The organism is Nostoc sp., assembly GCF_036917555.1.
Taxonomy (GTDB): domain Bacteria; phylum Cyanobacteriota; class Cyanobacteriia; order Cyanobacteriales; family Nostocaceae; genus Nostoc.
This window is the reverse complement of the sequence record NZ_JBALDD010000057.1, coordinates 17,238-43,555: the sequence shown is the minus strand read 5'-3', so window position 1 is coordinate 43,555 and position 26,318 is coordinate 17,238. Positions and strand designations below refer to the sequence as shown.

Here is a 26,318-nt window from a genome sequence, read left to right as displayed (position 1 = left end):
CGTCCGCCACTGTGTCCGAAGACACCGTTCGACTTGCATGTGTTAAGCATACCGCCAGCGTTCATCCTGAGCCAGGATCAAACTCTCCGTTTTGTTGTGTTTCGAGTTTGTGGCTCCGAAAAAAAATATTTCCCGGAATCCTAGTTATAATTTTGACTATGTTTTCAGGGAATCCCAAAAACAAAATTTTTTGACGAGGATTGGTTTTTTCTTAAGCTTTCAAAGTATTATGTTTTTTAGGTTCGGCGGTGGTTAGCGTCTGTCGCCTTTCCACTTAACTAGAGTAACTAGTCATCCCCTAGTTTGTCAAGGGGGTAAATTTATTTATTTTCTAAAAGGGCAAATCGCTTGACTGGCATTACTTCCAGGTTAATGGGTTAAGCAATAGGAGGGAGGCGAGAACGAAGTGGCTAAACCTGACTGTGTGAATAATGCAGGTTGCTTGTCCCTAAATGGGATCTGATGCAGGTTGAGCGATTATAGTAATGATTATCGAAAAAGGCAGGAGTAGTCTTGCTGGAGTGATTTCTCCTAAATCCTTATGCCTGAACTAAGTATATAAGGGCATAATTGTTGTGGAGCTTGCAGTTTGAGACTCCCATCCTACAGGTGACACTTGTATGGGTATTTACATGATCGCCATCACTACGTTTGTGGAGCGTTTGGAAGACAAGATAGGCGTTACAGTGAGTCTAGCGCTGTAGAGGGACTTCAAAATTTATAATGAGTTTTTGAGAAAAAGCTAAAAACTAGACTAGGCAATAAATACAGATGATCCGACCGCGTAAGGTCTTTGCTCAACATTGGCTCAAAAGTGAAAAAGCGCTCAACGCAATTATTCAAGCAGCTGAGTGTAGAGAAAGTGATCGCTCGCTCAAAGGTGATCGCGTCCTGGAAATTGGGCCTGGAACTGGCATTCTGACTCGTCGTTTATTACCCTTAGTGCAATCTCTAGTTGCAGTTGAAATAGACCGCGACTTATGCCAACTGTTGTCAAAGCAGCTTGGTAAGACTGAAAATTTTTTACTGCTGCAAGGCGATTTTCTCACTCTAGATTTACCATCTTATCTGGCAGCCTTTCCCAATTTCCAACAGCCAAATAAGATAGTAGCCAATATTCCCTACAACATTACAGGGCCAATCATTGAAAAACTACTGGGTACGATCGCTAACCCCAACCCCGAACCATTTGACTCTATAGTGTTGCTGGTACAAAAAGAAGTAGCAGAAAGGTTATATGCTAAACCAGAATCAAAAGCTTTTGGGGCGTTGAGTGTACGGGTACAGTATTTGGCTGAGTGTGAGTTAATCTGCACAGTCCCAGCGGCTGCATTCCATCCACCGCCAAAAGTCGATTCAGCAGTGGTGCGATTGCGCCCCCGAAAAATAGATATACCAGCACTTAATCCCCGACAGTTAGAAAATTTCTTAAAGTTGGGGTTTGGTGCCAAGCGCAAAATGTTACGAAATAATTTGCAATCAGTTATAGAACGCGATCACTTGAGCCACTTACTGGAACAATTAAAAATAAATCCCCAAGCCAGAGCCGAAGACCTCAGCGTTCAGCAATGGGTAATTTTAGCAAATGAATTGGGAGTGGAGATTAAGGAGTAGGGGACAAGGTAGATTTTTCCTCATTCCCCATTCCTCATTCCCCATTCCTCATTCCCAATTCCCAGAAAATGCGTTCCTACAACTTAATTGCCCCTGCCAAAATCAACTTGTATCTGGAAATCATTGGCGATGCCTCCAGCGGGCTACGCCAGCACCCCGATGGCTATCATGAGTTAGCCATGATACTTCAAAGTATCGGACTTGCAGACCAAATTGATGTCCATTCCATCAGCACTGACAATATCCGTATTCACTGCAACCACCCACAAGTACCAACAGATAAAAGTAATCTGGCATACCGCGCGGCAGAATTAATGGTGAGGCAATTTCCTGAAGCCTTTGCTAAATATGGGGGCGTGGAGATTAACATCAACAAGCAGATTCCTGTGGCTGCTGGGTTGGCTGGGGGTTCGACGAATGCAGCAGCTGTGTTGGTGGGGATAGATTTATTGTGGAAGTTGGGGCTAACTCAGTCAGAATTAGAGGAATTGGGAGGTAGACTTGGTTCAGATGTACCGTTTTGTGTAGCGGGTGGAACTGCGATCGCAACAGGTAGAGGTGAGCAACTTTCTCCGTTGCCAAGTTTGGATAGTATCTATATAGTGTTAGCAAAATACCGCAGTTTGGAAGTTTCCACCGCTTGGGCATACAAAACCTATCGACAGCAGTTTGGTCATTCTTATATTAGAGATAGCGACAACTTGACAGCGCGTGCTAATGCAGTTCATTCAGGAGCAATAGTAAAAGCTGTCCTAGATAAAGATGCCAGAGAAATTGCCCGAAAACTGCACAATGATTTAGAACGAGTTGTATTGCCAGACTATCCCCAAGTCTTGCAACTGCGAGAAGTGTTTGCAAATCAAGAAGGTGTTTTAGGAACAATGATGTCTGGTTCTGGCCCAACAGTATTTGCTCTTTTTGAGTCTCAACAGCAGGCAGAACAAGTGAAATTACAAGTTAAAGAAGCAATTCTTGATGAAGACTTAGAATTGTTTGTGACTCGGACAATTACACATGGTATTCAGGTGGCATCTTCAATTTAAGTAAATCTTTATCATTAAATCGAGTATAAGAAATAAGCTGATAAATTTTTGAGTTGCATAGTTCAAATCGCTAGTAAAGAGGCAGAGATGGAATTTGAATAACGATTAGCTGAGGACAATAATTATTCCTAATGCTCCAATCCAAAATTTAACATCTAAAATCTAAATATTATGAATGACCAAAATCTAACGTCGCAAACAAATGCTAAAGAACAGGTAACAGCTAGTCCGTTACGCTGTTTTACTGGGGCGGTGATTTCTGGAGGGATGGGATTTGCAGCGTATTCGCTGATGATTGCGATCGCAACAAATTTTGCTAGTAAACCGATCCATTCAATCAATCCATTGGTGGTGAAAATTTCTTCTGCTGTCCGCACTCTAGTTGTTGGTGTAGTTGCTTTAGGTAGCGGGATTTTTGCTATAGTGGCAATTGGTTTGTTGGCTTTGGGAGTGCAATTATTAGTGCAACAATTGACGAAGCAAAAAAGTAGTGAAAACTAGTAATTTGCTTTTAATCAGTAACCTAAAAGCACAAGTTTTTTTAAACAGCACGATTTAGCCCTACTGTGCAAGGAGTTGATTTTACTCTTGCCAAATTTATTTAACATGAGCAGCAAGTGCAGATGCAGTGCTACTAGATGCAGTAATTCTCTGGTTTACTGCATTGCTACTTGTTTTAGTCAAGCTTTTTGCGATTGACGTAGACGCTGCATCGGCTTGTCGTCAGACATCGCTCCTTAAATAGTAGACGTTGTAATTATGGTATATAGTATAAAATTTGACTTTAATAGACTTTGGTTTGACACTTTATAGACTGGCTCAATATTCACGAATTTATGCGGAATTAATACCAGCAGTACTGAAATTGATAACAGCAACATCATTTCTAAGCAAAATTTATGAACACAATCAAGAGATATTGTTTACCCCTTATTTTTGCAACAATGGTTGTGAGCCTTGGTAGTTGTAGTTCTAACCCCACCGCGAGTAATATTGACAGCGCAACGTCATACCCTACCACAGCACCAACGAATAGCGTATCTTCTCGAACTCTCAGCCAAATTCCTAGCGTAGCTCAGTTAAGAGAAAAATCTCCTAATCAAGAATCTACTAAGGAAAATAAGCCTTCTCCATCAACTTCTAAAGTCACTATTAACAAAACTACTAGCGTAACACTATACACAAGTGATACCCAATGTCAAAAACTAATTCCAGAAAAGGTTTCAGTACCAGCAGAGGAACCAGTAACAAATGTCGTGAGTAAAATCTTAGAAAAACGAGATACAAGCGACTTTAGCTTGTCTGGGTATCGTGTCAACATCAAAAATGGCATTGCTACAGTTGATTTACGCATATCTCCTGAGTCAAAGCGGCAAATAACTTCTCTTTCTAGTTGTGAACAATTTGCTCTGTTTGGCAGTCTCCGCAAAACCTTAACGAGTAATGCTCAATGGAATATTAAAGAGGTTCGCTTCACCGAGCGAGGCGAGGACATTGTTCTTTAGTTAAATATTGTAGTAAGTGGCGTCATCAACTAGCTAAAAAATTTCCTAATCTGAACAGCCACAGGACTCATACATCAGCAGTTGTCAAAATGGTGTATGTTCTAGCCAATTGAAAACAGCTGTAAATAGTGGTATGCTTAATTTTAGCCAGAGGTTTATGGTAGCAATTTGCGGGTGTAATTCAGTGGTAGAATGTCATCTTCCCATGGTGAACGTCGTGGGTTCGAGTCCCATCGCCCGCTTTAAAATCTGTCGTTTGCCAAATTATTTGTCCGCGCCCAACTTAGGAAGGACAATACTACCAGCTTTATATGTTTATGCGATCGCCTTGGTAAATGAATGGAGCGATCGTAAGCGCAAACTATTTAAGCCTGAACATATTCGCAAAGCTTGGCAGCGTTTGTATGAGCAAAACTGGCTAAACATTAAAGAGCAAATAACTTCTTGAATATTCTCTCAATAATGCTCAAAATAAAATTCCAACACAGAGGTTGCCTTACCCGTGTATCTTGTACAGGGTTACTGTCATTTATTGCACCTGAAGAAGAATTACATTTTTCACATGAACAGCTTTTTCGTTTACGAAGTCTGTAATACTCCTGCTCAAGAGTAATTAGTCCTGCATTTTTAAAATCAGATTTCTTTAGACGAAGTTTGTATTTTTTATAAAAGTGTTGGCTGATTTCTTTACGAATCCATTTATCCAGTTCGCGTATTTGTTGAATGTCGGTAATGACCATAAAAAATCCCATCCAACTTTTTACTCTTTCTCCAAGCACACCACCGCATGTATCACATATTTGTTCACCACGCCCAGTTACTTTTCTATTAATCACACATTTAATAAAAAACCTAAATCTACGCTTAAAATCTTCACCAGTATTATAAGAAGGTTCTTTATTGATTTTTTTTACAATTCTTTCCTGAAATTTTAGAATATTTGCTGGTTTAATTTTGATATACTCAAGAGTAAATTGAAAACCAACAAATTCTAGAAATTCTTGAGCTATATCAACATGTTTAGTTTTCTTTTCATCAGTATGCAATTCTAGTTTTATATCTTGTAATTTTTGAGCAACTTCTTGATGTACTAGATAAATTAATTCTTGTTGTTTCAAAAGTATGACAAAATCATCTGCATAACGAACGTATCGCAGAGTATATTTTTTTGCTAAATCATTAATAACCCAACAATCAAATTCATGTAAATATAAATTTGCTAGCATTCCTGAAAGTACACCACCTTGAGGAATACCCTGAGTTCTGATAATTCTTTGATTATTTAGAATAGGCTTACGATGATGAAAAAATCGATAACTGTATATTTTGCCACGTTGATTTTTATGTGGAAGTCCACCAGTTTTTATAAATCGTTTCAATAATTTAGTAGCTAGAGTATCTTGACCAAACTTTCTTACTATAATTTCAAAAAGATATTCGTGAGATAACCTATCAAAAAATTTTACTATATCAGCATCTAAGGCAAATATAAAACCTTGTTTGATATAATGATGAATCAAGTTCGCTGCATAGGGTGCAGACTTTCCCTTTCTATATGCACAAGAAACTTTATCTAGTATAGGTGTCGCTTGAAAATCTTTTTCTATCTCTTTATAAATAGCATCATACAAAACTTTTTGAACTATAACATCACGTATAGTAGCAATCGATAAAATTCGCTTTCCACCAGATGGCTTGTCTTTTTCTATTTCTCGAAAAGTATAAAACTGATATGTACCTTGAAGTAATCTATTTGATAAGAACTGACAACGTAAATCAAGTTCCTTTTTAAAGGTTTGGTAAGAAATACCATCTACCCCCATTTGAACTTTTGGCTCACCCTGCTGCAAGAAATCCGTTTTTTGTCGTTCGTAAGCTTCAAACGCAGCTTTTAGCTTCTCAGACTGAAAGTATTCAGTGAGTAAATCGTCCAAATTCTTGGATATAGTTTTATTTTGTAGTAATTTAATTATTTGGAAGTGCTTACTGCTAAGGCGGACAGAGAACGCTAGACACTCCCTCAACCTGTCTCCTCTACGATGGTATAGAGTATAACCACTACCTATTATTTCTAATAGGTAAAAAGAACCTCCTGTTGGTGGGTCTTTATTATTTCTTCCTCTTCTGTATTGTATCAGATAGGAACAGCTACCCACTTGGGATAAGATGCTTTTACACATCTCACGGCAGGTTCAAAGACCTAACCTAGGATTATTAGACAGCATATCATCAACTATTCATCAATTGCTTATAACTGAAGTTTTGTATACCTAAAAAACGCAAATTAAGTATTATAACTTAAAAATATATAGTAAATTCACTAAAATCATTCTATAAAAATTGTCAAAATAATTTATGCCTCAACAAACTCCTAAGTATATTAATGTAGAACTGCCTACTATTCAACAACTCATCAGCATGGGTTGGCAGTACTGTCAATTTTGGTAAAATATCCGTTCAAGTCCCTTTTCAAACAAGGACATATATTTTGTCATAATTTCAAAAGAGGACAGCTATTCTGGCAACCAATCTCAACTAGATTATTTTGAGCATAAAATAATAAAACCCTTACTTGGCAAAGGTTTTGAGGTAAATATTTTTAAGGTCATCAATTTGTTAAGTGGTCAGATAATTTTGCAATCGAAAAAATCTGTAATTTTTCATCATTAACGGGAATATCACCCAATTGTTGGGCAACTGCTTGGGTTTATTGTGAAGTCATTGTCTAAAATCTGTTATCTTTACCCACTAGTGCGATCGCTATTTTCCTTAAATAGTAAAAACCCTGACATAATCCTTACTATATTAGGGTTTTAGGTATTTGAAATGCTGTGGCAATATTTTGTTAAATTGACAAATAATTAGTTAATGTACAATTCATCCTTTATACTTCACTGGGGATGCTACTTACCCGCCTAAAGTCCGTGTATAAATTACCTGACCTTGGGAATCATAAAGAAAAAGGGACAAATTGGCATTATCACCAATTACGGCTAGGGCTTCCCGCAAGATTTGCAAGTGATTCGTAACGTCAACAGCAGTATCTGAATTCTTAGAATAAGGATTAGCCAAATTATTTTGCCTTATTTGGTCATACTCAGGGGTTAGCCGGACAATAATTCCTGCATTGTCCATACTAAAGGTGCAAATCTGAATTCCATTAGTACAGGTCTTATCCAAGTCAGTGCGGGTTTGTTGCAAATTACTAACAACTTGTAGTTTTTCTTGTGCTTGTTTGAGCGCAGTTGAATAGGGTTCGATGAGAGACTGAGCTTGAGTGTAGTACAAGCTATCTTGGGGAACTTTTTTAGCAGTTTGCACAGCCTGATCCCAATATATCGCCGCTGCTTGCCATTGGTTTCGTTGTTGATAAACTCTGGCTTGCTTGGCGGTGCTAAGGGCCTGTTGGTAGGTTTTAACAGCTAATTGTTCTTTAGTAGCGCGATCGCGTACTAATACTAACTTAGGTTTATAATCTATCAACAGCTTTTGGGCTTCTTGATATCCAACGCTATTCCGGGGAATGGTATTCAAAGCATTAATTACTATCAGCCAAGTAGACTGCGCCTTTTGCCAGTCATTCAAGGATTTAGCAATAGCTTCCTGCTTCTCGGCTGTAACGGCTACAACTTTTGCTGCAGTTAGTTTTTTCAGCCATTTTTCCTCAATAAATATCTGTTGATTTACAGCGTGTAAACGGACACGATAATTCAGTAATTTACCCTGCACCAACCCATAGAGTTCACTACTGGAACTTATACTTTCTAGTGGCGCTATAGCCTGTAGCCATAAGTGTTGCCTAGTTTGTAATTCCTCTAAGCTAGATGCAGGTGTTTGAACTTTTTGTGTCGCCAAAGATGCCGTTTGCAAAGCTTTGACCACCTGATTGATTTTTTCTGCTCGCCCAGACAAACTTGCTTTTAGTTCCTGTGACAGCTGGTAACGAGGCGACCAACTAGGAATTACATTCAGGTCTGTACTGGCTACTGTAAGTTGCTGTTGTACAGCTATTAATTCTTTTTCAGACTTGGCGCGGCGCATCAACTGCGGAGATTTTATTTTTAATTGCTTGGCGTTTTGTATTTCTTTACACTCAGACATCACGCAAGGGCGAGTCAATAAGTAAGCACCACCGCTTAAAACTATAATTACCACCAACGCCGCAGCTAGTAGGATAGGTTTGACGTGGAATCCTGGCTTTGAAGCCGACAAATTCGGCACATCTGCAAACGGGTCAAACAGTTCTTCTTCACTTTCATTGATTGATAGAGAATATGTCAGAGATGATGAGGGGGATATTACTTCTTTATCTTCTTGTGCTTCCTCATCTTTCTCTGCTACCCATCCCCCCGTCTGCTTTAATGCCAAGAAACATTTAGTATAAGGGAGTTGTTCGCCAAAAACTCTGAGGAAACATTGCACCCGCTGCTCTTTGTGGGGTGCTAGAGACTGAAGTACCTCCTCAATGACTGCAAAAATTAGTTGAGCATCAACGATTACATCTGACGCGTGTTGCGTTAAAATCATTAGTTCGCCTTTATTGACGACGCACTTAACCTCGAAGACTTCAGCCGTTGAGACTTCTACAAGTAATTGTTCTTGCAAAGTTTTGGCTAAAAGCTGTAAATCTTCCTGCTGGACTGCTACTTTCATAGAGCTTTCCCGCTGAACTTTTATATTGTTTTGATTATCTTTAAGGGGATGAAATGAACTTTTTAGGTTTGTTGAATGCAAATGCACAGTTTAAGCAACCACAGCCTGAGAATCTGAACGACCAACTTTCTAACACAAATTCTGACTTTTCACCAAAAATTAAAAAAGTAAATATTGTTCGTGGCGATACATTTTTACAGTGCTAGATGCAAAATTAAATAATCTGTCTTCAGATATAAATTACAAATAAAAAATGGGAATAATAGAAGGTTTGAGTATTTTCACTGCATTACTTTGCGATAATTAAATTCACAAAAGCTACTGCTTTGCGAAATTCTAGTTGCAGAGCAATTTTTACCAAATTATCTAAAGGTTAAGAAAACGATGCTATGTCAGAGGGTTTTGACAAAAAAGCTAGTTATCTTCTATGCTGGGAAACTTGCTGAGGAGATTAATTATGTGTTGTGGCTCTGGCACAAACAAGTTGACTATCAAAATTAATATGTTTCATTTGCTGAATTCGATAAAATTGATCCGTGAAAAATAAGTTTTTATAGCTGCAAAAAGGTTAATTCTGCAATAAAGGTGCTGCAAAATATCAAGACAGGAATAACCAAAATCTTGGAAAGTGTCAATAGAAGGTGTATCAATGGATTTATTAGAGTACCAAGTTAAAGAATGGTTTGCGAAGATAGGCATTCCGGTATTGCCTTCCCAACGAATTGACCATCCTACAGATTTGAAACGGTTAAAAATTCGCTTTCCAATTGTATTGAAATCTCAAGTCCACGGAGCGGAACGGGCAAAAGCGGGTGGAGTCAGGTTTGCCCAAACGACTATCGATGCGATAGCAGCTGCTCAAAATATCTTTAGTTTACCAATATGGGGCGAATTGCCGGAAGTTGTACTAGCAGAATCTAAATACGACGCCAACCAAGAATTTTATCTAGCAGTGGTTTTAGATACTGCTGCCTGCCGACCGGTACTTTTAGGTTGCAAAGAAGCAGACATCGATTGGGAATCGGCTGGGGAAAGAATGCACTATGTTGTCGTAGAACAAGAATTCTCGCCATTTTATGCTCGACGATTGGCTTTGAAAATGGGTTTGCAAGGGACGCTGATGCAGTCGGTAAGCAGCGTTGTGGAGAAGATGTACCACTTATTTGTCCAAAAAGACCTGGATTTAGTCGAAATTAATCCCTTGGCAGTCAGTATTACTAGTCAAGTTATGGCTCTTAATGGTAAAGTCAGGGTCAACGAACGGTCGATCAAGCGTCATCCCGATCTTGCCGAGATGGCAGCAAAAATTATCAGTCGTCATACCACTACTGAAATCAACGGTATTTTGGGTGATTGGGATGGTGTGCAAATGCATGGAAAAATCGGTATTTTAGGTAATGGTACTGGTTCAGTGATGGCAACTTTAGATTTAGTTGCGAATGCTGGTGGCAATCCAGGTGTTTGTTTGAATCTACGTCATGCTTTCCTTACAGATACTACACCAACTACCTTCTGCGATCGCCTAGAAACAGGTTTGAAAATGCTGGAGGCTGATAAAAGCATTCAAGTAATACTAATTAACTTTTTGGGTAGCATTCCGCAAACTGAGGAAGTGGCTGAAGTTATAGCTAGAGTTGTGCAGCCAGACAACAGCGAACTTCAATCACAGGTTGTACGTTCTAATGGTAGTAAAGTTCGGCGACAGCTTAATTTTCCATCCTTAGTTGTCCGCCTTGCTGGTTCTGAATTTAACACTGTGAGAAAATATTTGACAACACTAAAAACCCACACTGATGCGCTTGTCGTGGTAGAAAATTTAGATGAGGCGGTGGCAGCAGCAGTTCTCCTTGCTAAACCAACGGTTAATAAAAGATAGTGAATGTCATTTTGTTCCAATTCAAAAATCAAAAATTATTAATTTTTACCGTTGGGTATAAATTTTTTAGTTTGATGCTCAAATCAAGTATAGCTTTGCTTTTTGGGACTAAATTATATAGTACATTCAAACTGGATATTCTTAGCTAGAGGTGCATTTTCTGACTTTTGGAACACTCAGCTTCCAGACTAATTTTTAGAATTTCAGTAAAAATTGCATCAATACGACACTGTAAATGTATCGTTCCTATACCCGGTGGTTTAAGGCGCTGGGTTGTCAAACTTACGGTAATTTTTTATGAACCTAACGCCAGAAAGTAAAGTCTTAATTCAAGGCTTTTGCGAATTTATATCAAGCACTCATGTTGATCAAATGAAAGCTTATGGCACAAATTTAGTAGCTGGTGTCAATCCTGGATGCGGCGGACAGGAACTGCATGGACTGCCAGTACTTGATTTAGTAGAGGAGGTAATAGAACAATTTGGGGCAATTGACACAACAATTATTTGCGTAGATCCTTACGACGTGTTAGACGCAGCATTAGAAGCGATCGCATCTAAGATTCGCCAGATCATTATTATTACTGCTGGTGTGCCGCCTTTGGATATGGTGCAATTACTCCGCAAAGCCGAAGCTTGTGAAACTTTGGTAATCGGGCCAAATAGTCCGGGGATCATTGTACCAGGAAAAATTCTCTTAGGGACTCAACCCAGCGAATTTTATACCCCTGGAACAGTGGGGATCGTTAGTCGTAGCAGCACCCTCACCTACGAAATCGCCTACGAATTAACAAAAGCAGGTTTAGGGCAGTCGATTAGTGTCAGTATTGGTAGTGATGCGATCGTCGGTTCCTCATTTTTGCAATGGCTGCAAATTCTCGATGAGGATGAAACCACACAAGCGATCGTTTTAGTCGGTCAACCTGGTGGTGGTAGTGAAGAAGCAGCAGCGCGGTACATTGCTGAGGCAATTGATAAACCAGTAATTGCCTACATTGCAGGTAGACTTGCACCACCAGGAAAAACTTGGCGTCAAACTGGGACTTTAGCAACAGTTATCGGACGCGATCCCAATTTTGGCACAGCCCAAAGTAAATTAGCTGCTTTAAAAGAAGCAGAAGTTACAGTAGCCGAACGCCCTTCTCAAATTCCAGAATTATTGAGAAAGGAGATTAACTAATTACTAATTCGTAATTCGTAGTTCAATATCTAATTACGAATTATCAATTATTTAAAAAAGCAAAATTTAGGAACCAGTGTACTGATTTCTTTTAATAAAACATGACTTTTATATCTAAATATTGAATTAAATATGAACGCAAATAATGCAAACATTATTGCTCAATTGAACAGAGCTACAGAGGGTTTAATCTACTCATGTGCCGGAGACTCTACAGTGGGAACTTGTGTTTGGAAGGTAGCCGATAAAGGTGAGTTCAGTTTGGAAAATATGTTTAAATTGTTCCCGTCAGAAGTAGATTGGATTGAAGAAATTTATACAAGATGTAAGCAGTTAGTGAAAGCAGCATCAAATTATCAGACTGTTATAGTAGATGAAGAAAAATGTGTCTTAGAACTCTATCATATTTATCTAAAGTTTTTTGAGTTTTTATTGTCTTATTTGCCAAATTTTGAAATTTATAAAATAACTATTGATCAAACTCTTCTTCATTATCACAGAGACACCAAAGAGGGATACCGCGAAGCTGGAAAATGCTACATAGGAAGAACAAGAGATGGCGATTGGATTGGCATAACTTACAGATATCCTGTTGATTTTCTAGCAACTAGCGATGAAGAGTTCTTACCGGAAAAATCAAATTTATTTGGACAAAGGACACACAACTTTTTGCAAGAAATAGCAATATTTATGAAAGCGCTATCTCAATCGTGTCGTTCTCATTATCTCAACTCTATACAAGGTGATAAATCCTTTGATCCCAATCCCTTTTACATATTCAATGATATTATTTGGGAAGTTGCAGTGACCAAAGAATTGCTCTTAAGAAAACTGCTATATTCCATAGGTATTATTAGTACTCGAAGATTTCGTGGTACTGGGTTTCTAGATGTTGATAATATTCAACGGCTACATTTAAGAAATCTGAGAGCATATAAATTTTTAGGAACAGAGCTTTGCTGGCTAGGCGAAACTCAGTCAGGTGACTGGATTGGTGTTACAGCATATTGTTACCCAACAGGGTAAACACGTATAGTTCTGTCACCCTGGGGGATTTTACTATGGTTGGGGTTTGAATAAGAGTCTGAAACTCTCTTCTTTACGAGACACTGCGCGAAGAATTTTGAATTGTTAATTGGTCAGTCTTGGGATCGATTTTGAGGGAACAGGTAGGCGATCGCAGCATAACCCGAAGCACTGAGTAAACTAACCAAAAAAGCAGCCAAAATAAAAGTAGACATAATGTTACACTCTATGCATTTCTAAAATCCTGGCATTCATCAACAAACCAAGATTTTGGATACTTTCAAATTAGCAATTGGGTATGACACAGCCATGACTACCTTGTGTCAATCCCTCAGAACTCAAAGTTTTATGGCTCAACTCAAGCCAAAGGCAGAAAAAATCGAAACGTACTGCCAACTCCCAATTCGCTTTCTACCTGAATTTGACCGCCTTGTAATTCAATCAAACGACGGGAAATAGTTAAACCAATACCAGTACCTCCCGAATGGCGATCGCGTGATTGGTCAGCTCGCCAGAAGCGCTCAAATACATGAGGCAAATTTTCTGAAGCGATACCGATACCTGTATCACTAACCGCAATCCAGAGTTGAGATGCTTCAGTCCCAGCACTAATGGTAATTGAACCTTCGTTAGTGTAACGCACTGCATTACCTAGCAGATTAACCAATACCTGTTCTGTGCGGTCAATATCTGCCAATACAGGAGGTAGCACAGATGGACATTGCAAGAGCATAACTGGCCCATCTTCTAATAGTTGGTCGGAAAATTTCTCCACTAATGACTCTAACAATGGACGCAAATTTACCCGTTGGATATTAATTGGTAGATAACCTGCTTCTGCCTTAGATAGTTCTTGTAAATCGTTCACCAATCGCTCTAAACGTCGAGTTTCTTTAGCTAAACGCCGATAGATTTCAGGAGACGCTTCAATTTCCCCATCAGCCAGTTCTTCCAAGTAACCGCGCACCACAGTTAATGGTGTTCGGAGTTCATGGGTCATATCTCCAATCACTTCTCGCCGCCGCGCTTCTACGCCTTCTAAACTGGCTGCCATTCGGTTGAAACTACTACTCAATCCACTAAGTTCTGGAATGTCAGACACAGGTAGTCGTGCATCCATCTGACCGGCAGCAAATTTTTGGGTGATTTGTTCCATCTCGGTCAATCGCTGCATAATCCGTCTGGACACCCAGTAACTCAACCCTCCAGCGGCGGTAGTGCCGACTAAGACTGACCAAATAGTGCTTCGCTGCCAAGCAAGTTCAAATCCTGTAACCAATTCAGTACGAACATCGATTAAGTCGAACCCCTGATTTTCTAATCCTTCCAAATGCAAGACAAACAAGCGGGGGGAAGAGATTTTGCTGATGCTCACCAGACTAGCTACCCCCACGATCATTACTACTAAGTGGGAGAAAAATAGCCGCCCTCTCAGCCCCATCTTCATAACATTTACGCTACCAGAGGATCTTCAAATTTATAGCCCACCCCAACAACAGTTTTAATAAAAGTAGGATTTGCCGGATCGGGTTCAATCTTTTTTCGCAACCGAGCTACATGAGTATCTACAACTCGTTCATCACCAAAAAAATTATCTCCCCAAAGTTTATCAATGAGTTGAGTGCGGTTCCAAACTCGACCAGGATTGCTGACAAAGGTGGTTAGCAAGTTAAATTCTAGGGTAGTTAAGTCCAAAATTTCAACTTCTTGAGAATTTATCTGGCGATTGGCAGTCCGCTGGTCTACATCAACAATAAAGTGTTGGGTACGATTGACTTGATGTTGTCCCCCTTGGCGGAGGCTACGCCGTAATAGTGCCCGTACCCTAGCTACCAACTCTCTGGGGCTAAAGGGTTTGACCATATAATCATCAGCACCAGTAGATAGACCGATGACGCGATCGATTTCCTCACCCTTAGCAGTAAGCATTAAAATGTAAGGATCTTTGACACCTGGTTTCTGGCGAATTCGGGCACAAACTTCCAACCCATCCAAACCAGGAATCATTAAATCTAGAATGATTAAATCAGGTGGTTGCTCTTGAAACATCCGCAAAGCATTCATGCCATCACGGCTAGTGCGACAAAAAAATCCTTCTTTTTCTAAAGAGAGTTCGATTAAACGAGCAATTTCTGGTTCATCTTCAACTATTAAAATATCCATCTGAAATATAGGGTCGAGCAAAATGGGCAGAGAGGAGACACGGAGACACGGGGATATCTTTAACCGCGTCCCCGTATCTCCCACTCTCCGCCTCTTCTTAATTAGAGGTTTGAATTCGACGGCGTGCGATAACTATAACCAAGATTAGAATCTTTTTGAATGTGTGTTTTAATACTATCGAGGTCAATGAAGCAGTCAGCAACATCAATCAAACTTTCACTAGTCGTTGTTTGCAGACTGACTACTTCCACCCGAACGCCCATTCTGCTGACTGCGTTCACCGCATAAGCTAAATCTCCATCGCCACTGACTAAAACCGCTGTATCATAGTAAGGAGCTAAAGTTATCATATCTACAGCAATTTCTACGTTCAGATTTGATTTTTTGAAATTCTCTGTTGGTACAACAAGTTCCTTTGCCACTACGCGATAGCCATTACGACGCATCCACAATAGAAAACCCTGTTGCTTTTCATTACTGATATCAACCCCAGTATAGAAGAAAGCACGCAAGAGTCGGGAACCACTGGTTAAATGACAAAGCAATTTAACGTAATCAATCTCTATGCCGAGTTGTAAGGCTGTATGGAACAGGCTTAAGCCATCAATAAAAATAGCAACTCGACCACGATTTAGGTTATTCAAAATCGAACTATCAGATACAGGATCTCGCATCTTGGTATCTTTACCTTTGACAGCAGTATCGCTCAAATTTTGCCCTTGCCAATGTGGTTTCGCTTTGAGTACTTTAGATTCCTTAAATTCATTTCTTTGTTTGCTAAAATTAGTTATAATCATTGATACCTCTGATTTTAAAGCTGCGAAAAAATTTTGACTAAATTTTCTATAGTATAGTCTGTACTGATTTATAACCTAGCAGGTAATGGTCTTAAGTCACTATATGCAGATAAGCTTAACTGGTGCTAAACAAGATTTAAGATAGACAGCCCAAGGTTTTTACTGTTGTTAGGGTTAATTTAAGAAGATATTGCTTCTGCCCACAGATATGTTAATCTTTACGCACTGAGACAGCAAGAGTTTCGAGAAAATAAATCTTTTTGTAAGGGTAAGGGCAAGCATCCGGGAACGTCATCGACAGCAGTTCTCGTTTAAATGCAATACACTTTCATCTCTCTCGTATAAGGCTACGGTGTACACACAAGTCTTAAAAACTTAGCTTGATAGGTTAAGGTTACGACAATGACTTAAATGGTGTTGAACCGGGCAACAGGAGTATTAAGCCTAAAATTTTTGAAATTAGACTAGAAAAATGTAGAATAACATTTTTGGTAGCGATGTTATCCTGCTATTTGTGGCTGAATACATAGTTAGCTTGACAATGAAAACTGTCCTCTTTGACTTAGACGATACTCTTATCCGCCATAACGATGCGATTAGAGGTGCATCTAAGGAACTATTCACGCAGGTTTTGCCTCGACGAAGCCAAGACTGTAACGAATTTGTAGAGAAATGGATATCAGCTAACGCTTCGTGGTATACAAAATTCTACGACGGTCAGGTAAGTTTTCAGGAATCAGGACGCGGGAAGTTGCGAGAGTCGTTTAGTGAATATGGATGTGTATTTTCTGATAGGACGACTGACGCTCTGCTGTTGGAGTACTGGCAACATTATGTTGGGTTGTGCCAGTTGTTTGATGATGTCCTGGAATGCCTTGGGAAATTAGACGAGTACAAGGTTGGAGTCATTACAAATGGTCAAGAGACTCAACAGATTAATAAACTCAAACGCTGCGGTATTTTTTCAAAATTCGATGTCGTTGTCACATCCCAAAGAGCAGGAGCGGCAAAACCATCAGCAGAGATATTTGTATACGCGTGTGAGCAGCTTAGAGAATCTGCATCAGATTGCATCTACATTGGGGATAACTTGAAGTTGGATGCCATCGCTGCGACAAAAGCTGGAATGCTGGGAGTATGGCTTGACCGTGAACAGAAGACTTCTGAGATTGACTTATATGATGGGGACAAGATTAATAGTCTTTCACAAATACCGATGCTATTGGCAAAGCTAACAAGGACAAGCACAGAATGAAGTGCTAGAGCCAAATGAGAAGGACAGAGAGGTTCATTACTCTCTTGTCCCCCTGTCTTTTTAACGCACGCCAGCAGTTTCTAAAGACAAATCTTGAAACATGGGTGTGCTGAGATAACGTTCGCCAAAGGAAGGCTGAATCATGACAATTAAACGTCCGGCATTTTCTGGACGTTTACCGACTTGAATTGCGGCGCATAAAGCTGCACCAGAAGATATGCCAGATAATAAGCCTTCTTCTTTTGCCAAACGTCGTCCATAAGCGATCGCTTGTTCATCGCTGACTCTAATTACTTCATCAACCAATTCTAGGCGAAGAACATCTGGGATAAATCCGGCGCCAATACCTTGAATTTTATGTGGCCCAGCTTCACCGCCAGAGAGGACTGGGCTATTGCTGGGTTCAACTGCGATCGCCTTAAAAGTTGGCTTGCGCTGTTTGAGTACTTCAGCAATCCCAGTAATCGTTCCACCAGTACCTACCCCAGCAATGACGATATCTACTTCCCCGTCTGTATCTGTCCAAATTTCTTCGGCGGTGGTTTCTTGGTGAACTTTAGGATTAGCAGGGTTGCGGAACTGTTGCAGCATAAAGGCATCAGGAGTCTTAGCCACAATTTCTTCGGCTTTGCGAATTGCTCCCCGCATTCCCTCAGCGCCTGGTGTCAACTCCAGAGAAGCACCATAAGCTCTAAGCATAGCGCGTCGTTCTTGGCTCATAGTCTCTGGCATGGTCAAAATCAAACGGTAGCCACGCGCTGCTGCTACCATTGCTAGAGCAATTCCTGTATTACCTGAAGTAGGCTCAACTAAAATGGTCTTTCCAGGGAAAATTGAGCCAGCAGCTTCTGCCGAGAGTACCATACTTAACCCGATGCGGTCTTTCACCGAAGCCGCTGGGTTCATCCCTTCTAATTTAACAACTATCCTTGCTACTACTCCCTCAGCTTGAGGAATCTTGTTCAGTTGAACTAAAGGAGTTCGTCCAATCAGTTCTGTTACGTCTTGAGCAATCCGCATTATTTAACTCCTAAAATCCTAAATCTTAGTACAGAGTATTTACTTATAACAATAAGCTTTGATGTATTTATTTTGCCGTTTAATGTCAATGAGTGCATATACTATGTATTCTAACTAAACCACAAAATATGAAAGTTTAGGAAGAACTTTTATTAGATATTCCCATTGATTCTCACTTTAGAAGAGGCTAGCTTACCATTCTTCTAGTTTACCATTTGAAATTGTTGACTATTGTCTCTTAGCTTGAGATTCAATTTTTATAATTATTTCTGTATATATGAATAATTTTTCCATTATTTTCTATTTATTAGGAATAAATAATTGATTTTCAAAATGTTTAATTGCTTTTCCTGATTTATTAGTCTATCTTTATCAAGAGACATTGAGATTTTATTTTGAGTGCAAATTTTGTCAGTCCAAAATTACATCAAAAATAGTCTTTAACCATTGCCTACATTGTTTTGAGATTGAGTGCAAAAACACCAGAACCCCACCTCAGAAATACTAGAACCCCGTCCGAAAAACACTAGCACCCATACCCCAATTAATTTTTAAAATCCTTATCAGGTAGGCTTTACAGGCTTTGAGTACTATTTTAATGAATTTAATAATCTTAACAGGGCTGGGGTAAACTGTTTTGTGGAGAGCGGCTGATATAAATCGTATAGGATTTACGCAGAGATTCCCCTCTACCCCCCAACATTCCTGAGCGCAAGCTTAGTGAACTAGGGGGGACTTCTTAATCTCTCTTTTGAGAGTAGGATGAAACCAAATTACCGAATCTAAGTGCGTTACTTCTGACTGAATAATCCTACGTTTTGTGAAAATGTTGGTAACTTTTTATTAATTAGGGATCAGTGGTAATGAGAAAATAACTGAAAACTAACGATTGTGAAAATTACCGATTATACATATTTTAATATCAAAACTGTTTAATAGGTAGAAATATACAACTACTTTAGATAAACAGCAAAAGATATTTTCTTACTGGGTGCATACTACCTAGCAAGGGAGAGCCAAGATGAAAGCCAAACTTTTAACTTTTCTCACAGTTTGCGTCGTTACTTTAGCAGTGCTTTCACCAGAACTAGTAGTATTTGGCATCGTTTGGGAGCGACATCTGGAGTTGGTAAAATCTCAGAATTTAGCTTGCGAAGTTAACAACACGACTACAGATGCTCCCATCTTGGCTCCCCACACAGAGGGTACACATTCCCCTCAGACTAGCGTTCAATCCTCTGATCGTAATGTGATTCATCAAATGCTGATTGTTGCTGAACAATATAAATTTGCCACTATCTTGCAATGGTTCTTCCTGTTAGCCCCCATTTGTGTTGGGTTAGGGATTCTTTTTTACGACAGATATCTTGTTCATCGTGCTGCTGTGTTAAAAGAACAAGTTGAAATGTTGGAAAGACTGTGGCAGCAAAGTATTGAACAGTAACTTATTCACAATTTACTCACTCAAATCAACAAAATTACCATGACAGAACAACGCGAACAGCTGTATTTTAATCTGATTGACGAGTTACTTAAATGCCCTAATGGTCAGGAACCAGAAATTTTAGAATCTAAGCCTGAATTGATTGATTCCGGTTTAGTACAAACAATGTTACAAGTAGCAACTATGTTTGCCCATGAAGGCAATCAAGATGGTGCACAATTTTTATTTTTTGTGGCGCGTGAGCTAGCTAAAGAATTAGGTTTATACCCAGAAGTTCCCAATACTGAAGTTGCAAATCCTGAAGCTGCAAATAAGGAGTAAAAATGTTGTTGACTTCAACAGATGCGGGACAAATAGCTTTAGAACTGCTGATGGCAGACTGGAATATTTCAGAAGAGAACAGACAGTGGTTCACAATCTTTAACTCTCGTCTGATTGGCGAGAGTTGGTACACTGTGGAACTAGGTATAGAAGGATTTCCCGATAGGTGGTTTATTCAAGTATATGACAATGGAGTATGCGATCCAAACTATACATTTATTTCACCAATCCGTGGTTCTCAAGGATTTACGGACTTTGTAAATGTCCCAGATATGATTGCAGAGGTTTTAGTTTGTGAACGCAATGCTCGGTAATACTAATTAAAAATTCAAAAGTTAGAATTACGAATTACGAATTTTTAATATAAAGATGCTTTATGCAAATCTGAGGTGATACCGAATGAGGTACACCTCTTTTTTTCTGTCATATTTAAGATTTTATTCCAGCTTAATACACTATTTTGTCATGTTTAACTGATAAAATTATGTTATATTAAATAGCGTGATGGACGCTACAGAAATATCAGTTCCAATGATTGCTGAAGATATCTTAGCCAAAGAATTCACAAGAGTCGTCAACCATTACTACCCGCAAGTTGGAGAATTGCTGGATGGGTGTTATGTGAAAGTCATTACCTGTTTTTGGGGACGACCTGCCAGACGTTTGCAATATATAGGAATTTATTGCTCTGACGAAATGATTTCCTGTGTGCAAGCTCAAAAAGAAATACTCAGGGAAGTAGCAAACAATATGGGTCTAATCCAGGTTGTTTGTATGAATGCCAAGCGATTGTTGCGCGATCCGATGTCGAAGGTCAAAGAGAACAACCCACGCCTATGGTTGGAGTTGCAGTGGGTTGCGCTTAGTGATTCATCGCATTAATTGAGAGGGGTAAATGCTTTTGTAGAGAGGATTTTATTCCTCAAATATTTAAGCACTTTAGTGCTTACTACAAACCTGTCGACCACTAGAATAATCAGCACCTACGGTGAATACAAAGTATCAACGCAAGTAATGAAAACTGGAATTTTCTGCAATTACGATAATTTTCACCAAGATGCTCGTCGTACCATCTTTGAGCAAGTTGCACTGGTAAAACAGGCAGAAAGCTTAGGTTTTGAGGAAGCGTGGGTGAGTGAACACCATTTTAGTGAATCTAATCTCAGCCCGTCTATGTTGGTGTTAATGGCACATTTGGCGGGATTGACTTCAACTATCCAATTAGGCACTGCGGCGGTGTTGCTGCCATTCCATAACCCGATTAGGGTGGCGGAAGATATTGCCACTTTGGATAACCTGTGCAATGGACGATTATTATTTGGAGTTGCCAAAGGCGGCCCCTTTCCTCAACAAAACAAGCATTTTGCGACCCTCCCAAGTGAATCCCGTCCCAAGATGCTAGAGGCAATCGCATTGATTCAAAAGCTCTTATATGAAACTGATGTATCATTTAATGGGCAATATTATCAATGCGATCGCCTAACAATTTACCCGAAACCATTGCAAAGTCAAATCCCAGTCTATGTTGCGACTGGTGGTGATGACGGTATCGAGTTAGCTGCTAAACATTCCTTCAGCTTGATGGGTGGGCCGCCATTTTCCCTAGAAAGATTGAAGGATACTGTTACCAAATATCGAGCCTTAAATTCTAGTGGTGCGGAAAAATTCGTGCTAGCACGCTTCTTTTTTGTTGGCAAAACATCTGACGAGGCGGTGAGTGAAGCGTTACCTTTTGTTCGTAAATTTAGCCAGAAAATGAAAGCTAATTCGGCTGAATTATTGCAAAACAGTGCAAATCCCAACCAAAAACCATTTGATCGCACAAATATTTGTTTCGATGAAGACTATTTGATTGAGAACTCAATTATCGGTGATGTGGAGACTTGTCGAGACAGAATTAAAAAATTTCAGGACGAATTAAATGTAGGTACGCTAGCACTCAAACCCTCGTCTGCAGATATGCAAAAAAACCTAGAGAGTTTGACGCGCTACAACCAAGAGGTGCGAAATTATGTCTTCTAAACTATACCTGCTTCCTCCCGATGATTTACCTCCCGCTGAGGTAACAAAACAGGATGGAATGCTGCAAATGGAGCTAGAGCAGTCTGCTGGCAGATGCTTTTATCTAGCCTGCGATCGCATTACGCGAGTACTGTTATCTAATTGTCAGTGGTATCTCACAACAAATGCTAACATCCTCACATTAATTATTGACTGCCCTGACTTAGTATCTTACTGGCATATCGTCAGTAATATTCCCCAGTTGGGTAACAGGTTAGAGCGGTTTGCTATCAATGGTAAAATCCGCGTTTATCCACCATTTGGCAAAGGAATGCCATTTGAAATCAGCGTAAATGAAATATCAGCTTACCGAGATTGGCTTTGAGGTAAATAGAAACTGGGAATCATCCTTATTGCTGTCTTCCACCCTGTACTTTTAAAGTACAGGGTATTACAATTTTGAGCAAAATTATTTCTTAGTTTACTGAATCAAATTCACTAAAAAGTACTTCTAGTTTTCATGAAACCATAGAGGAATTGATGATAGCTTTTATTTGAAACGCAAAGGAAAGCGTAAAGGGGCGCAGAGTTTTTGCTAGAAGTTGGACTGTGTTTTTGTTAAATGGAGGTAAAGTTACGTAAGAGTATACTAGTTGATATTCTGTTTAATTAGGTTCTTGATAAATCATTTTATCAGCTTTTTAGTTACCCATTTATACCAATTATCTAACCCTACACCAGTAGTTGCAGAAAGCTGAAAAATCTGAATTTGAGGATTTACTTCCCTAGCATAAGCTATGCACTTTTGCAAATCAAATTGTACATAAGGCAGCAAATCAATTTTAGTGAGAATCATAATGTCACTAGCACGGAATATATGCGGGTATTTTAGTGGCTTATCTTCTCCCTCCGTAACCGAGAGAATCACGACTTTTGCATTTTCTCCCAAATCAAATAAGGCTGGACAAACCAAATTTCCGACATTTTCAATCATCACAACGGAATTAAGTGGCGGATTCAGTTGTTGTAAACCCCTGTCTATCATTGATGCATCTAGATGACAGCCTGTTCCGGTATTGATTTGGATAACTTTAGAACCTGTTTCTTTAATTTTTTTAGCATCGTTAGCAGTTTCTTGGTCGCCTTCAATGACACTAATAGATAATTGATGCTTTAAATCATTGATGGTTCGCGTCAAAAGAGTTGTTTTCCCAGCACCTGGAGAACTCATTAAATTTAAGGCCAGAATATCTCGACCTTTAAACCATCCCCGATTTTGGGCAGCTAGCAGGTTATTTTTTGCTAATATATCCTGTTCTAAAGATATCGTTGTGTTGTGTATTTTGGCATGAATTTGAGGCGCTTCTATATGAGTGTCATGACTGTGAGAATGAGTGATGACAGTACCATCTGCTAAAGTGTGAGTATGATGATGATGGTTATGTTCAGTTTCACCTGTTTCTAAGTTGGTAATTTTAGTTTCACCATCATCAGAACAACCGCAGGTTACACACATAATTCCTCTATTTCTATTTCTTTAATTTTCAGTTCTTCACCAGTAATTAAATCTAATTGCACACTACCGCAGTTACAGATACCAAATGGTTTATCTAAATAAATTTCTGCACCGCATTGGCGACATCGCCCTAAGCCAGGAATTTCCAAAATTTCTAATGTCGCCCCTTCTAAAACTGTGCCTTGAGTGCAAATATCAAAACAAAATCGGATAGCGTCGGGCATAATGGCTGAAAGTTTGCCGATTTCTAATAAAACTCGCTGCACTTTTACACCTTTAGCGTGTTCAGTCACAATTGCCACAATATTTTGGGTAATTCCAAGTTCGTGCATACTATAAAATCTATTAAAGATTAACAAATTCGTGGCAATTGGTCGCCTACTAACATATCAACAATCCTTTCAGCACCAAAAACTGTTTTTAAAAGTACAATACCTGGGGGTGAAGAAATAACTTCGCCAATAACACAAGCATCTTTGCCTGTGGGGTGGGATTTCATGGCAGATACAACAGTTTCTGCATATTTAGCTGCCACTACTACAACTAACTTACCTTCATTAGCTAAATATAATGGATCTAAACCGAGAATTTCACAAACTCCGTTGACTTCTTCACGCACTGGGATAGATTCTTCAAAGAGACGAATTCCCACATCAGAACTGAGGGCAAATTCATTTAGTACTGTGGCTAAACCACCGCGTGTAGCATCTCGCATAGCATGAATTTGAGGACATACATGGAGAATAGTTTCTACTAAACTATGTAATGGTTGACAGTCACTTTCAATATTAGTTTCTAAAGCTAATTCCCCACGAGCAATTAAAATTGCTGTCCCATGATTGCCTATTTCACCATTAATTATTATTGCATCTCCAGGTTTAATGTTATGAGCAGAAATGTTAACTCCTCGTGGGATGATACCAATACCAGCAGTATTAATAAAGAGTTTATCGGCAGCACCACGATGTACAACTTTTGTGTCACCAGTGACAATTTGAACACCAGCATTTTTTGCGGCTGCGTTCATACTGGCTGCGACACGGCGTAAAGTTTCTACAGGTAATCCTTCTTCTAAAATTACGCTACAAGTTAAATATAAAGGTTTAGCACCACTGACAGCTAAATCATTAACTGTACCGTTTATAGCTAATTCTCCTATATCACTACCGGGAAAAAATAATGGGTCTACTACATAAGAATCTGTAGTAAATGCAAGTCTGTCTCCTTGTTGAAGGAGAGGGGCTAAGTTGAAGCTGGCCTGGTCTTCTAGTTGTGAGAGAATTGGGTTATCAAAATTGCTAACAAAGATATCATCTATTAAATCACGCATGGCTTTACCGCCGCTGCCATGTGCGAGAGTGATATGAGTGTCTTGCACTTTAGTTTGGCGACGGCGAATTTTTTCTATTTTTTGGAATAGGGGATTTTGTATTGGGTTTATGGGGGAAATATTCATATTAAACTTTTTTTTAAACGCAAAGGAGAGGCAGCGCGGTCTTCTCCCAAGGGGAGACGCCAAGGGCGATAGTGCAGCGTTAGCGAGTTATCGAGCGTCTGGGGGTCTCCCCCATGAGCAACTGCCGTCGCAGAGGGAAGCGCAGAGGTACGCGGAGTATTATTAGTCTGAGGAGAAGCCGCAGGCGGGGAGGGGTTCTTGAGTTATTTTTGGTTTTTGGGCGATTGTTCTTTTGGCAATTGTGGAGAGTCGCCCGTATTTGTAATAGGCTGCACAAGCACCTTCGGAAGATACCATACAAGTACCGATTGGTGTTTCTGGTGTGCAAGCTGTACCGAATACTTTGCACTCCCAAGGCTTTAAGACTCCTTTGAGAATTTCTCCACATTTACAAGCTTTATGGTCGGCTACTTTGAGGTTAGGAATGGTAAATTTCAGTTCGGCATCAAATTGGGCATATTCAGGTTTAATTTTTAATCCTGAATAGGGAATGTCACCTAAGCCACGCCAATCAAAACTATCTCGGATGGCAAAAACTTTGTTTATGGCTTGTAGGGCTACTGTGTTCCCGCTTTTTTGGACAATTCGGTTATATTGGTTTTCGACTTCACAACGATTTTCTACTAGCTGTTGCAATAGCATCCAAATCGATTGGAAAATATCTAAAGGTTCAAATCCTGAGACGACTATTGGCTTATTATATTGTTGGGAAATAAATTGATATGGGTCAGTGCCAATTACCATGCTGACATGGCCAGGCCCAACAAATCCATCCAGTTGTAAGTCAGGATTATCTAATAGTGCTTTAAGGGCGGGAATCACAAGGACGTGATTGGAAAACATACTAAAGTTAGGAATTTCTTCGGCTGCTGCTTGCAGGATGGTGAAGGCAGTGCTGGGGGCTGTGGTTTCAAAGCCTAAAGCGAAGAAAACTACTTGTTTGTCGGGGTTATCTTTGGCAATTTGCAGGCTATCTAAGGGAGAGTACACCATACGGATGTCTGCACCTTCTGCCCTAGCTTGCAGTAAACTGGTTTTGGAACCAGGAACTCGCATTGCGTCGCCAAAGGTGGCAAAAATGACGTTATGATTTTGAGAGATTGCGATCGCATCATCTAATCTCCCTTTTGGCATCACGCATACTGGACAACCAGGCCCATGAATTAGTTCAATAGCTTGGGGTAAAATTTCTTCGATACCATATTTAAAAATAGAATGGGTATGTCCGCCACATACTTCCATTATTTTGATAGGTTTTTCTAGTCGATGGCATAATTTGGCGATTTCGCGGTATAGTGCTTCTGCTTTTTCCGGTTCACGGAATTCGTCAACATATTTCATAGAAAGTGAAGAGTAGTAAGTTTTATGTATCTGTTAATTTCACTTTTGTGGTAGAGAGTTTTTTTAACAAATCGCGTTGGCACAGCGTCTTCAAGAGTTGCCTCATCT

At 39.6% G+C, this 26,318-nt stretch carries 25 protein-coding genes, 1 tRNA gene and 1 rRNA gene; 16 read left to right on the top strand and 11 right to left on the bottom strand.

What is annotated here, in order from left to right:
• Nucleotides 1-93: ribosomal RNA gene (locus tag V7K60_RS21785) — 16S ribosomal RNA — on the bottom strand; the annotation flags it as partial.
• Between the two features lie 678 nt (nt 94-771).
• Here V7K60_RS21785 and rsmA point away from each other — a divergent pair.
• The 6 genes from rsmA to V7K60_RS21755 all read left to right on the top strand — a co-directional run bounded on the left by rsmA (nt 772) and on the right by V7K60_RS21755 (nt 4,610).
• The gene (gene rsmA / locus V7K60_RS21780; protein WP_334928255.1) at nt 772-1,614 is read left to right on the top strand and encodes a 16S rRNA (adenine(1518)-N(6)/adenine(1519)-N(6))-dimethyltransferase RsmA; all 843 of its coding nucleotides are present in this window, start codon (nt 772-774) and stop codon (nt 1,612-1,614) included.
• 68 nt (nt 1,615-1,682) lie between these two features.
• Nucleotides 1,683-2,657: a 4-(cytidine 5'-diphospho)-2-C-methyl-D-erythritol kinase gene (ispE, locus tag V7K60_RS21775; protein WP_334928253.1), complete on the top strand. Its 975-nt coding sequence runs from the start codon at nt 1,683-1,685 to the stop codon at nt 2,655-2,657.
• Between the two features lie 171 nt (nt 2,658-2,828).
• Nucleotides 2,829-3,158, top strand: coding sequence for a DUF3082 domain-containing protein (locus V7K60_RS21770; RefSeq protein ID WP_334928251.1), 330 nt, complete (start codon nt 2,829-2,831; stop codon nt 3,156-3,158).
• A gap of 443 nt (nt 3,159-3,601) precedes the next feature.
• Entirely contained in the window at nt 3,602-4,162 is a 561-nt protein-coding gene (locus V7K60_RS21765; RefSeq protein WP_334928249.1) for a sporulation/spore germination protein, read from the top strand.
• A gap of 170 nt (nt 4,163-4,332) precedes the next feature.
• Nucleotides 4,333-4,404 (top strand) — tRNA-Gly (locus V7K60_RS21760).
• The gene (locus V7K60_RS21755) at nt 4,380-4,610 is read left to right on the top strand and encodes a hypothetical protein (RefSeq protein WP_334928247.1); all 231 of its coding nucleotides are present in this window, start codon (nt 4,380-4,382) and stop codon (nt 4,608-4,610) included. The genes V7K60_RS21760 and V7K60_RS21755 overlap by 25 nt, the downstream gene beginning before the upstream one ends.
• Here the strand turns inward: V7K60_RS21755 and V7K60_RS21750 are convergent.
• Both V7K60_RS21750 and V7K60_RS21745 read right to left on the bottom strand, forming a co-directional pair.
• Nucleotides 4,588-6,096 carry a reverse transcriptase domain-containing protein gene (locus V7K60_RS21750; RefSeq protein WP_334928245.1) on the bottom strand — a complete coding sequence of 503 codons (1,509 nt, stop codon included), beginning with the start codon at nt 6,094-6,096 and terminating at the stop codon, nt 4,588-4,590. The genes V7K60_RS21755 and V7K60_RS21750 overlap by 23 nt on opposite strands.
• A gap of 973 nt (nt 6,097-7,069) precedes the next feature.
• Nucleotides 7,070-8,815: a hypothetical protein gene (locus V7K60_RS21745; protein WP_334928243.1), complete on the bottom strand. Its 1,746-nt coding sequence runs from the start codon at nt 8,813-8,815 to the stop codon at nt 7,070-7,072.
• A 649-nt stretch (nt 8,816-9,464) separates the two neighbouring features.
• Here V7K60_RS21745 and V7K60_RS21740 point away from each other — a divergent pair.
• The 3 genes from V7K60_RS21740 to V7K60_RS21730 all read left to right on the top strand — a co-directional run bounded on the left by V7K60_RS21740 (nt 9,465) and on the right by V7K60_RS21730 (nt 12,896).
• Nucleotides 9,465-10,691: a succinate--CoA ligase subunit beta gene (locus V7K60_RS21740; RefSeq protein WP_334928241.1), complete on the top strand. Its 1,227-nt coding sequence runs from the start codon at nt 9,465-9,467 to the stop codon at nt 10,689-10,691.
• A 297-nt stretch (nt 10,692-10,988) separates the two neighbouring features.
• Nucleotides 10,989-11,870, top strand: a complete 882-nt coding sequence (locus tag V7K60_RS21735) for a succinate--CoA ligase subunit alpha (protein ID WP_334928239.1) — start codon at nt 10,989-10,991, stop codon at nt 11,868-11,870.
• A gap of 132 nt (nt 11,871-12,002) precedes the next feature.
• Nucleotides 12,003-12,896 (top strand): hypothetical protein, encoded by an 894-nt coding sequence (locus tag V7K60_RS21730; protein ID WP_334928238.1) that lies wholly within the window; start codon nt 12,003-12,005, stop codon nt 12,894-12,896.
• Between the two features lie 358 nt (nt 12,897-13,254).
• Here V7K60_RS21730 and V7K60_RS21725 read toward each other — a convergent pair whose 3' ends face one another.
• The 3 genes from V7K60_RS21725 to V7K60_RS21715 form a co-directional block, all read right to left on the bottom strand.
• Nucleotides 13,255-14,343, bottom strand: a complete 1,089-nt coding sequence (locus tag V7K60_RS21725; RefSeq protein ID WP_334928236.1) for a sensor histidine kinase — start codon at nt 14,341-14,343, stop codon at nt 13,255-13,257.
• 5 nt (nt 14,344-14,348) lie between these two features.
• Nucleotides 14,349-15,059 carry a response regulator transcription factor gene (locus V7K60_RS21720; RefSeq protein WP_334928234.1) on the bottom strand — a complete coding sequence of 237 codons (711 nt, stop codon included), beginning with the start codon at nt 15,057-15,059 and terminating at the stop codon, nt 14,349-14,351.
• Nucleotides 15,060-15,160: 101 nt separating this feature from the next.
• Nucleotides 15,161-15,856: a LabA-like NYN domain-containing protein gene (locus V7K60_RS21715; RefSeq protein ID WP_334928233.1), complete on the bottom strand. Its 696-nt coding sequence runs from the start codon at nt 15,854-15,856 to the stop codon at nt 15,161-15,163.
• A 541-nt stretch (nt 15,857-16,397) separates the two neighbouring features.
• Here V7K60_RS21715 and V7K60_RS21710 point away from each other — a divergent pair.
• Nucleotides 16,398-17,111 (top strand): HAD family hydrolase, encoded by a 714-nt coding sequence (locus tag V7K60_RS21710; protein WP_334928231.1) that lies wholly within the window; start codon nt 16,398-16,400, stop codon nt 17,109-17,111.
• Nucleotides 17,112-17,171: 60 nt separating this feature from the next.
• On the opposite strand, the gene cysK is transcribed toward V7K60_RS21710, so the two are convergent.
• Nucleotides 17,172-18,131 (bottom strand): cysteine synthase A, encoded by a 960-nt coding sequence (gene cysK / locus V7K60_RS21705; protein WP_334928229.1) that lies wholly within the window; start codon nt 18,129-18,131, stop codon nt 17,172-17,174.
• A gap of 1,021 nt (nt 18,132-19,152) precedes the next feature.
• On the opposite strand from cysK, the gene V7K60_RS21700 reads away from it, so the two are divergent.
• The 6 genes from V7K60_RS21700 to V7K60_RS21675 all read left to right on the top strand — a co-directional run bounded on the left by V7K60_RS21700 (nt 19,153) and on the right by V7K60_RS21675 (nt 22,282).
• Complete coding sequence (locus V7K60_RS21700; RefSeq protein WP_334928227.1) at nt 19,153-19,575, top strand: hypothetical protein; 423 nt, start codon at nt 19,153-19,155, stop codon at nt 19,573-19,575.
• A 39-nt stretch (nt 19,576-19,614) separates the two neighbouring features.
• Nucleotides 19,615-19,896: a hypothetical protein gene (locus V7K60_RS21695; RefSeq protein WP_292759915.1), complete on the top strand. Its 282-nt coding sequence runs from the start codon at nt 19,615-19,617 to the stop codon at nt 19,894-19,896.
• A gap of 2 nt (nt 19,897-19,898) precedes the next feature.
• Nucleotides 19,899-20,210: a hypothetical protein gene (locus V7K60_RS21690; protein WP_334928226.1), complete on the top strand. Its 312-nt coding sequence runs from the start codon at nt 19,899-19,901 to the stop codon at nt 20,208-20,210.
• Between the two features lie 190 nt (nt 20,211-20,400).
• On the top strand, nt 20,401-20,778 hold the full coding sequence (locus V7K60_RS21685; protein WP_334928225.1) for a hypothetical protein: 378 nt from the start codon (nt 20,401-20,403) through the stop codon (nt 20,776-20,778).
• A 132-nt stretch (nt 20,779-20,910) separates the two neighbouring features.
• Nucleotides 20,911-21,918, top strand: coding sequence for an LLM class flavin-dependent oxidoreductase (locus V7K60_RS21680; protein ID WP_334928223.1), 1,008 nt, complete (start codon nt 20,911-20,913; stop codon nt 21,916-21,918).
• Nucleotides 21,908-22,282 (top strand): hypothetical protein, encoded by a 375-nt coding sequence (locus tag V7K60_RS21675; protein WP_334928222.1) that lies wholly within the window; start codon nt 21,908-21,910, stop codon nt 22,280-22,282. The genes V7K60_RS21680 and V7K60_RS21675 overlap by 11 nt, the downstream gene beginning before the upstream one ends.
• 300 nt (nt 22,283-22,582) lie before the next feature.
• Here the strand turns inward: V7K60_RS21675 and hypB are convergent, their stop codons facing one another.
• From hypB to hypD, 4 genes are all read right to left on the bottom strand, one after another.
• Complete coding sequence (gene hypB / locus V7K60_RS21670) at nt 22,583-23,413, bottom strand: hydrogenase nickel incorporation protein HypB (RefSeq protein ID WP_334928220.1); 831 nt, start codon at nt 23,411-23,413, stop codon at nt 22,583-22,585.
• Entirely contained in the window at nt 23,404-23,745 is a 342-nt protein-coding gene (hypA, locus tag V7K60_RS21665; protein WP_334928218.1) for a hydrogenase maturation nickel metallochaperone HypA, read from the bottom strand. The genes hypB and hypA overlap by 10 nt, the downstream gene beginning before the upstream one ends.
• A 20-nt stretch (nt 23,746-23,765) precedes the next feature.
• Nucleotides 23,766-24,869: a hydrogenase expression/formation protein HypE gene (hypE, locus tag V7K60_RS21660; protein WP_334928216.1), complete on the bottom strand. Its 1,104-nt coding sequence runs from the start codon at nt 24,867-24,869 to the stop codon at nt 23,766-23,768.
• Between the two features lie 162 nt (nt 24,870-25,031).
• Nucleotides 25,032-26,210, bottom strand: a complete 1,179-nt coding sequence (gene hypD, locus V7K60_RS21655; protein ID WP_334928214.1) for a hydrogenase formation protein HypD — start codon at nt 26,208-26,210, stop codon at nt 25,032-25,034.
• Between the last annotated feature and the right edge of the window lie 108 nt (nt 26,211-26,318).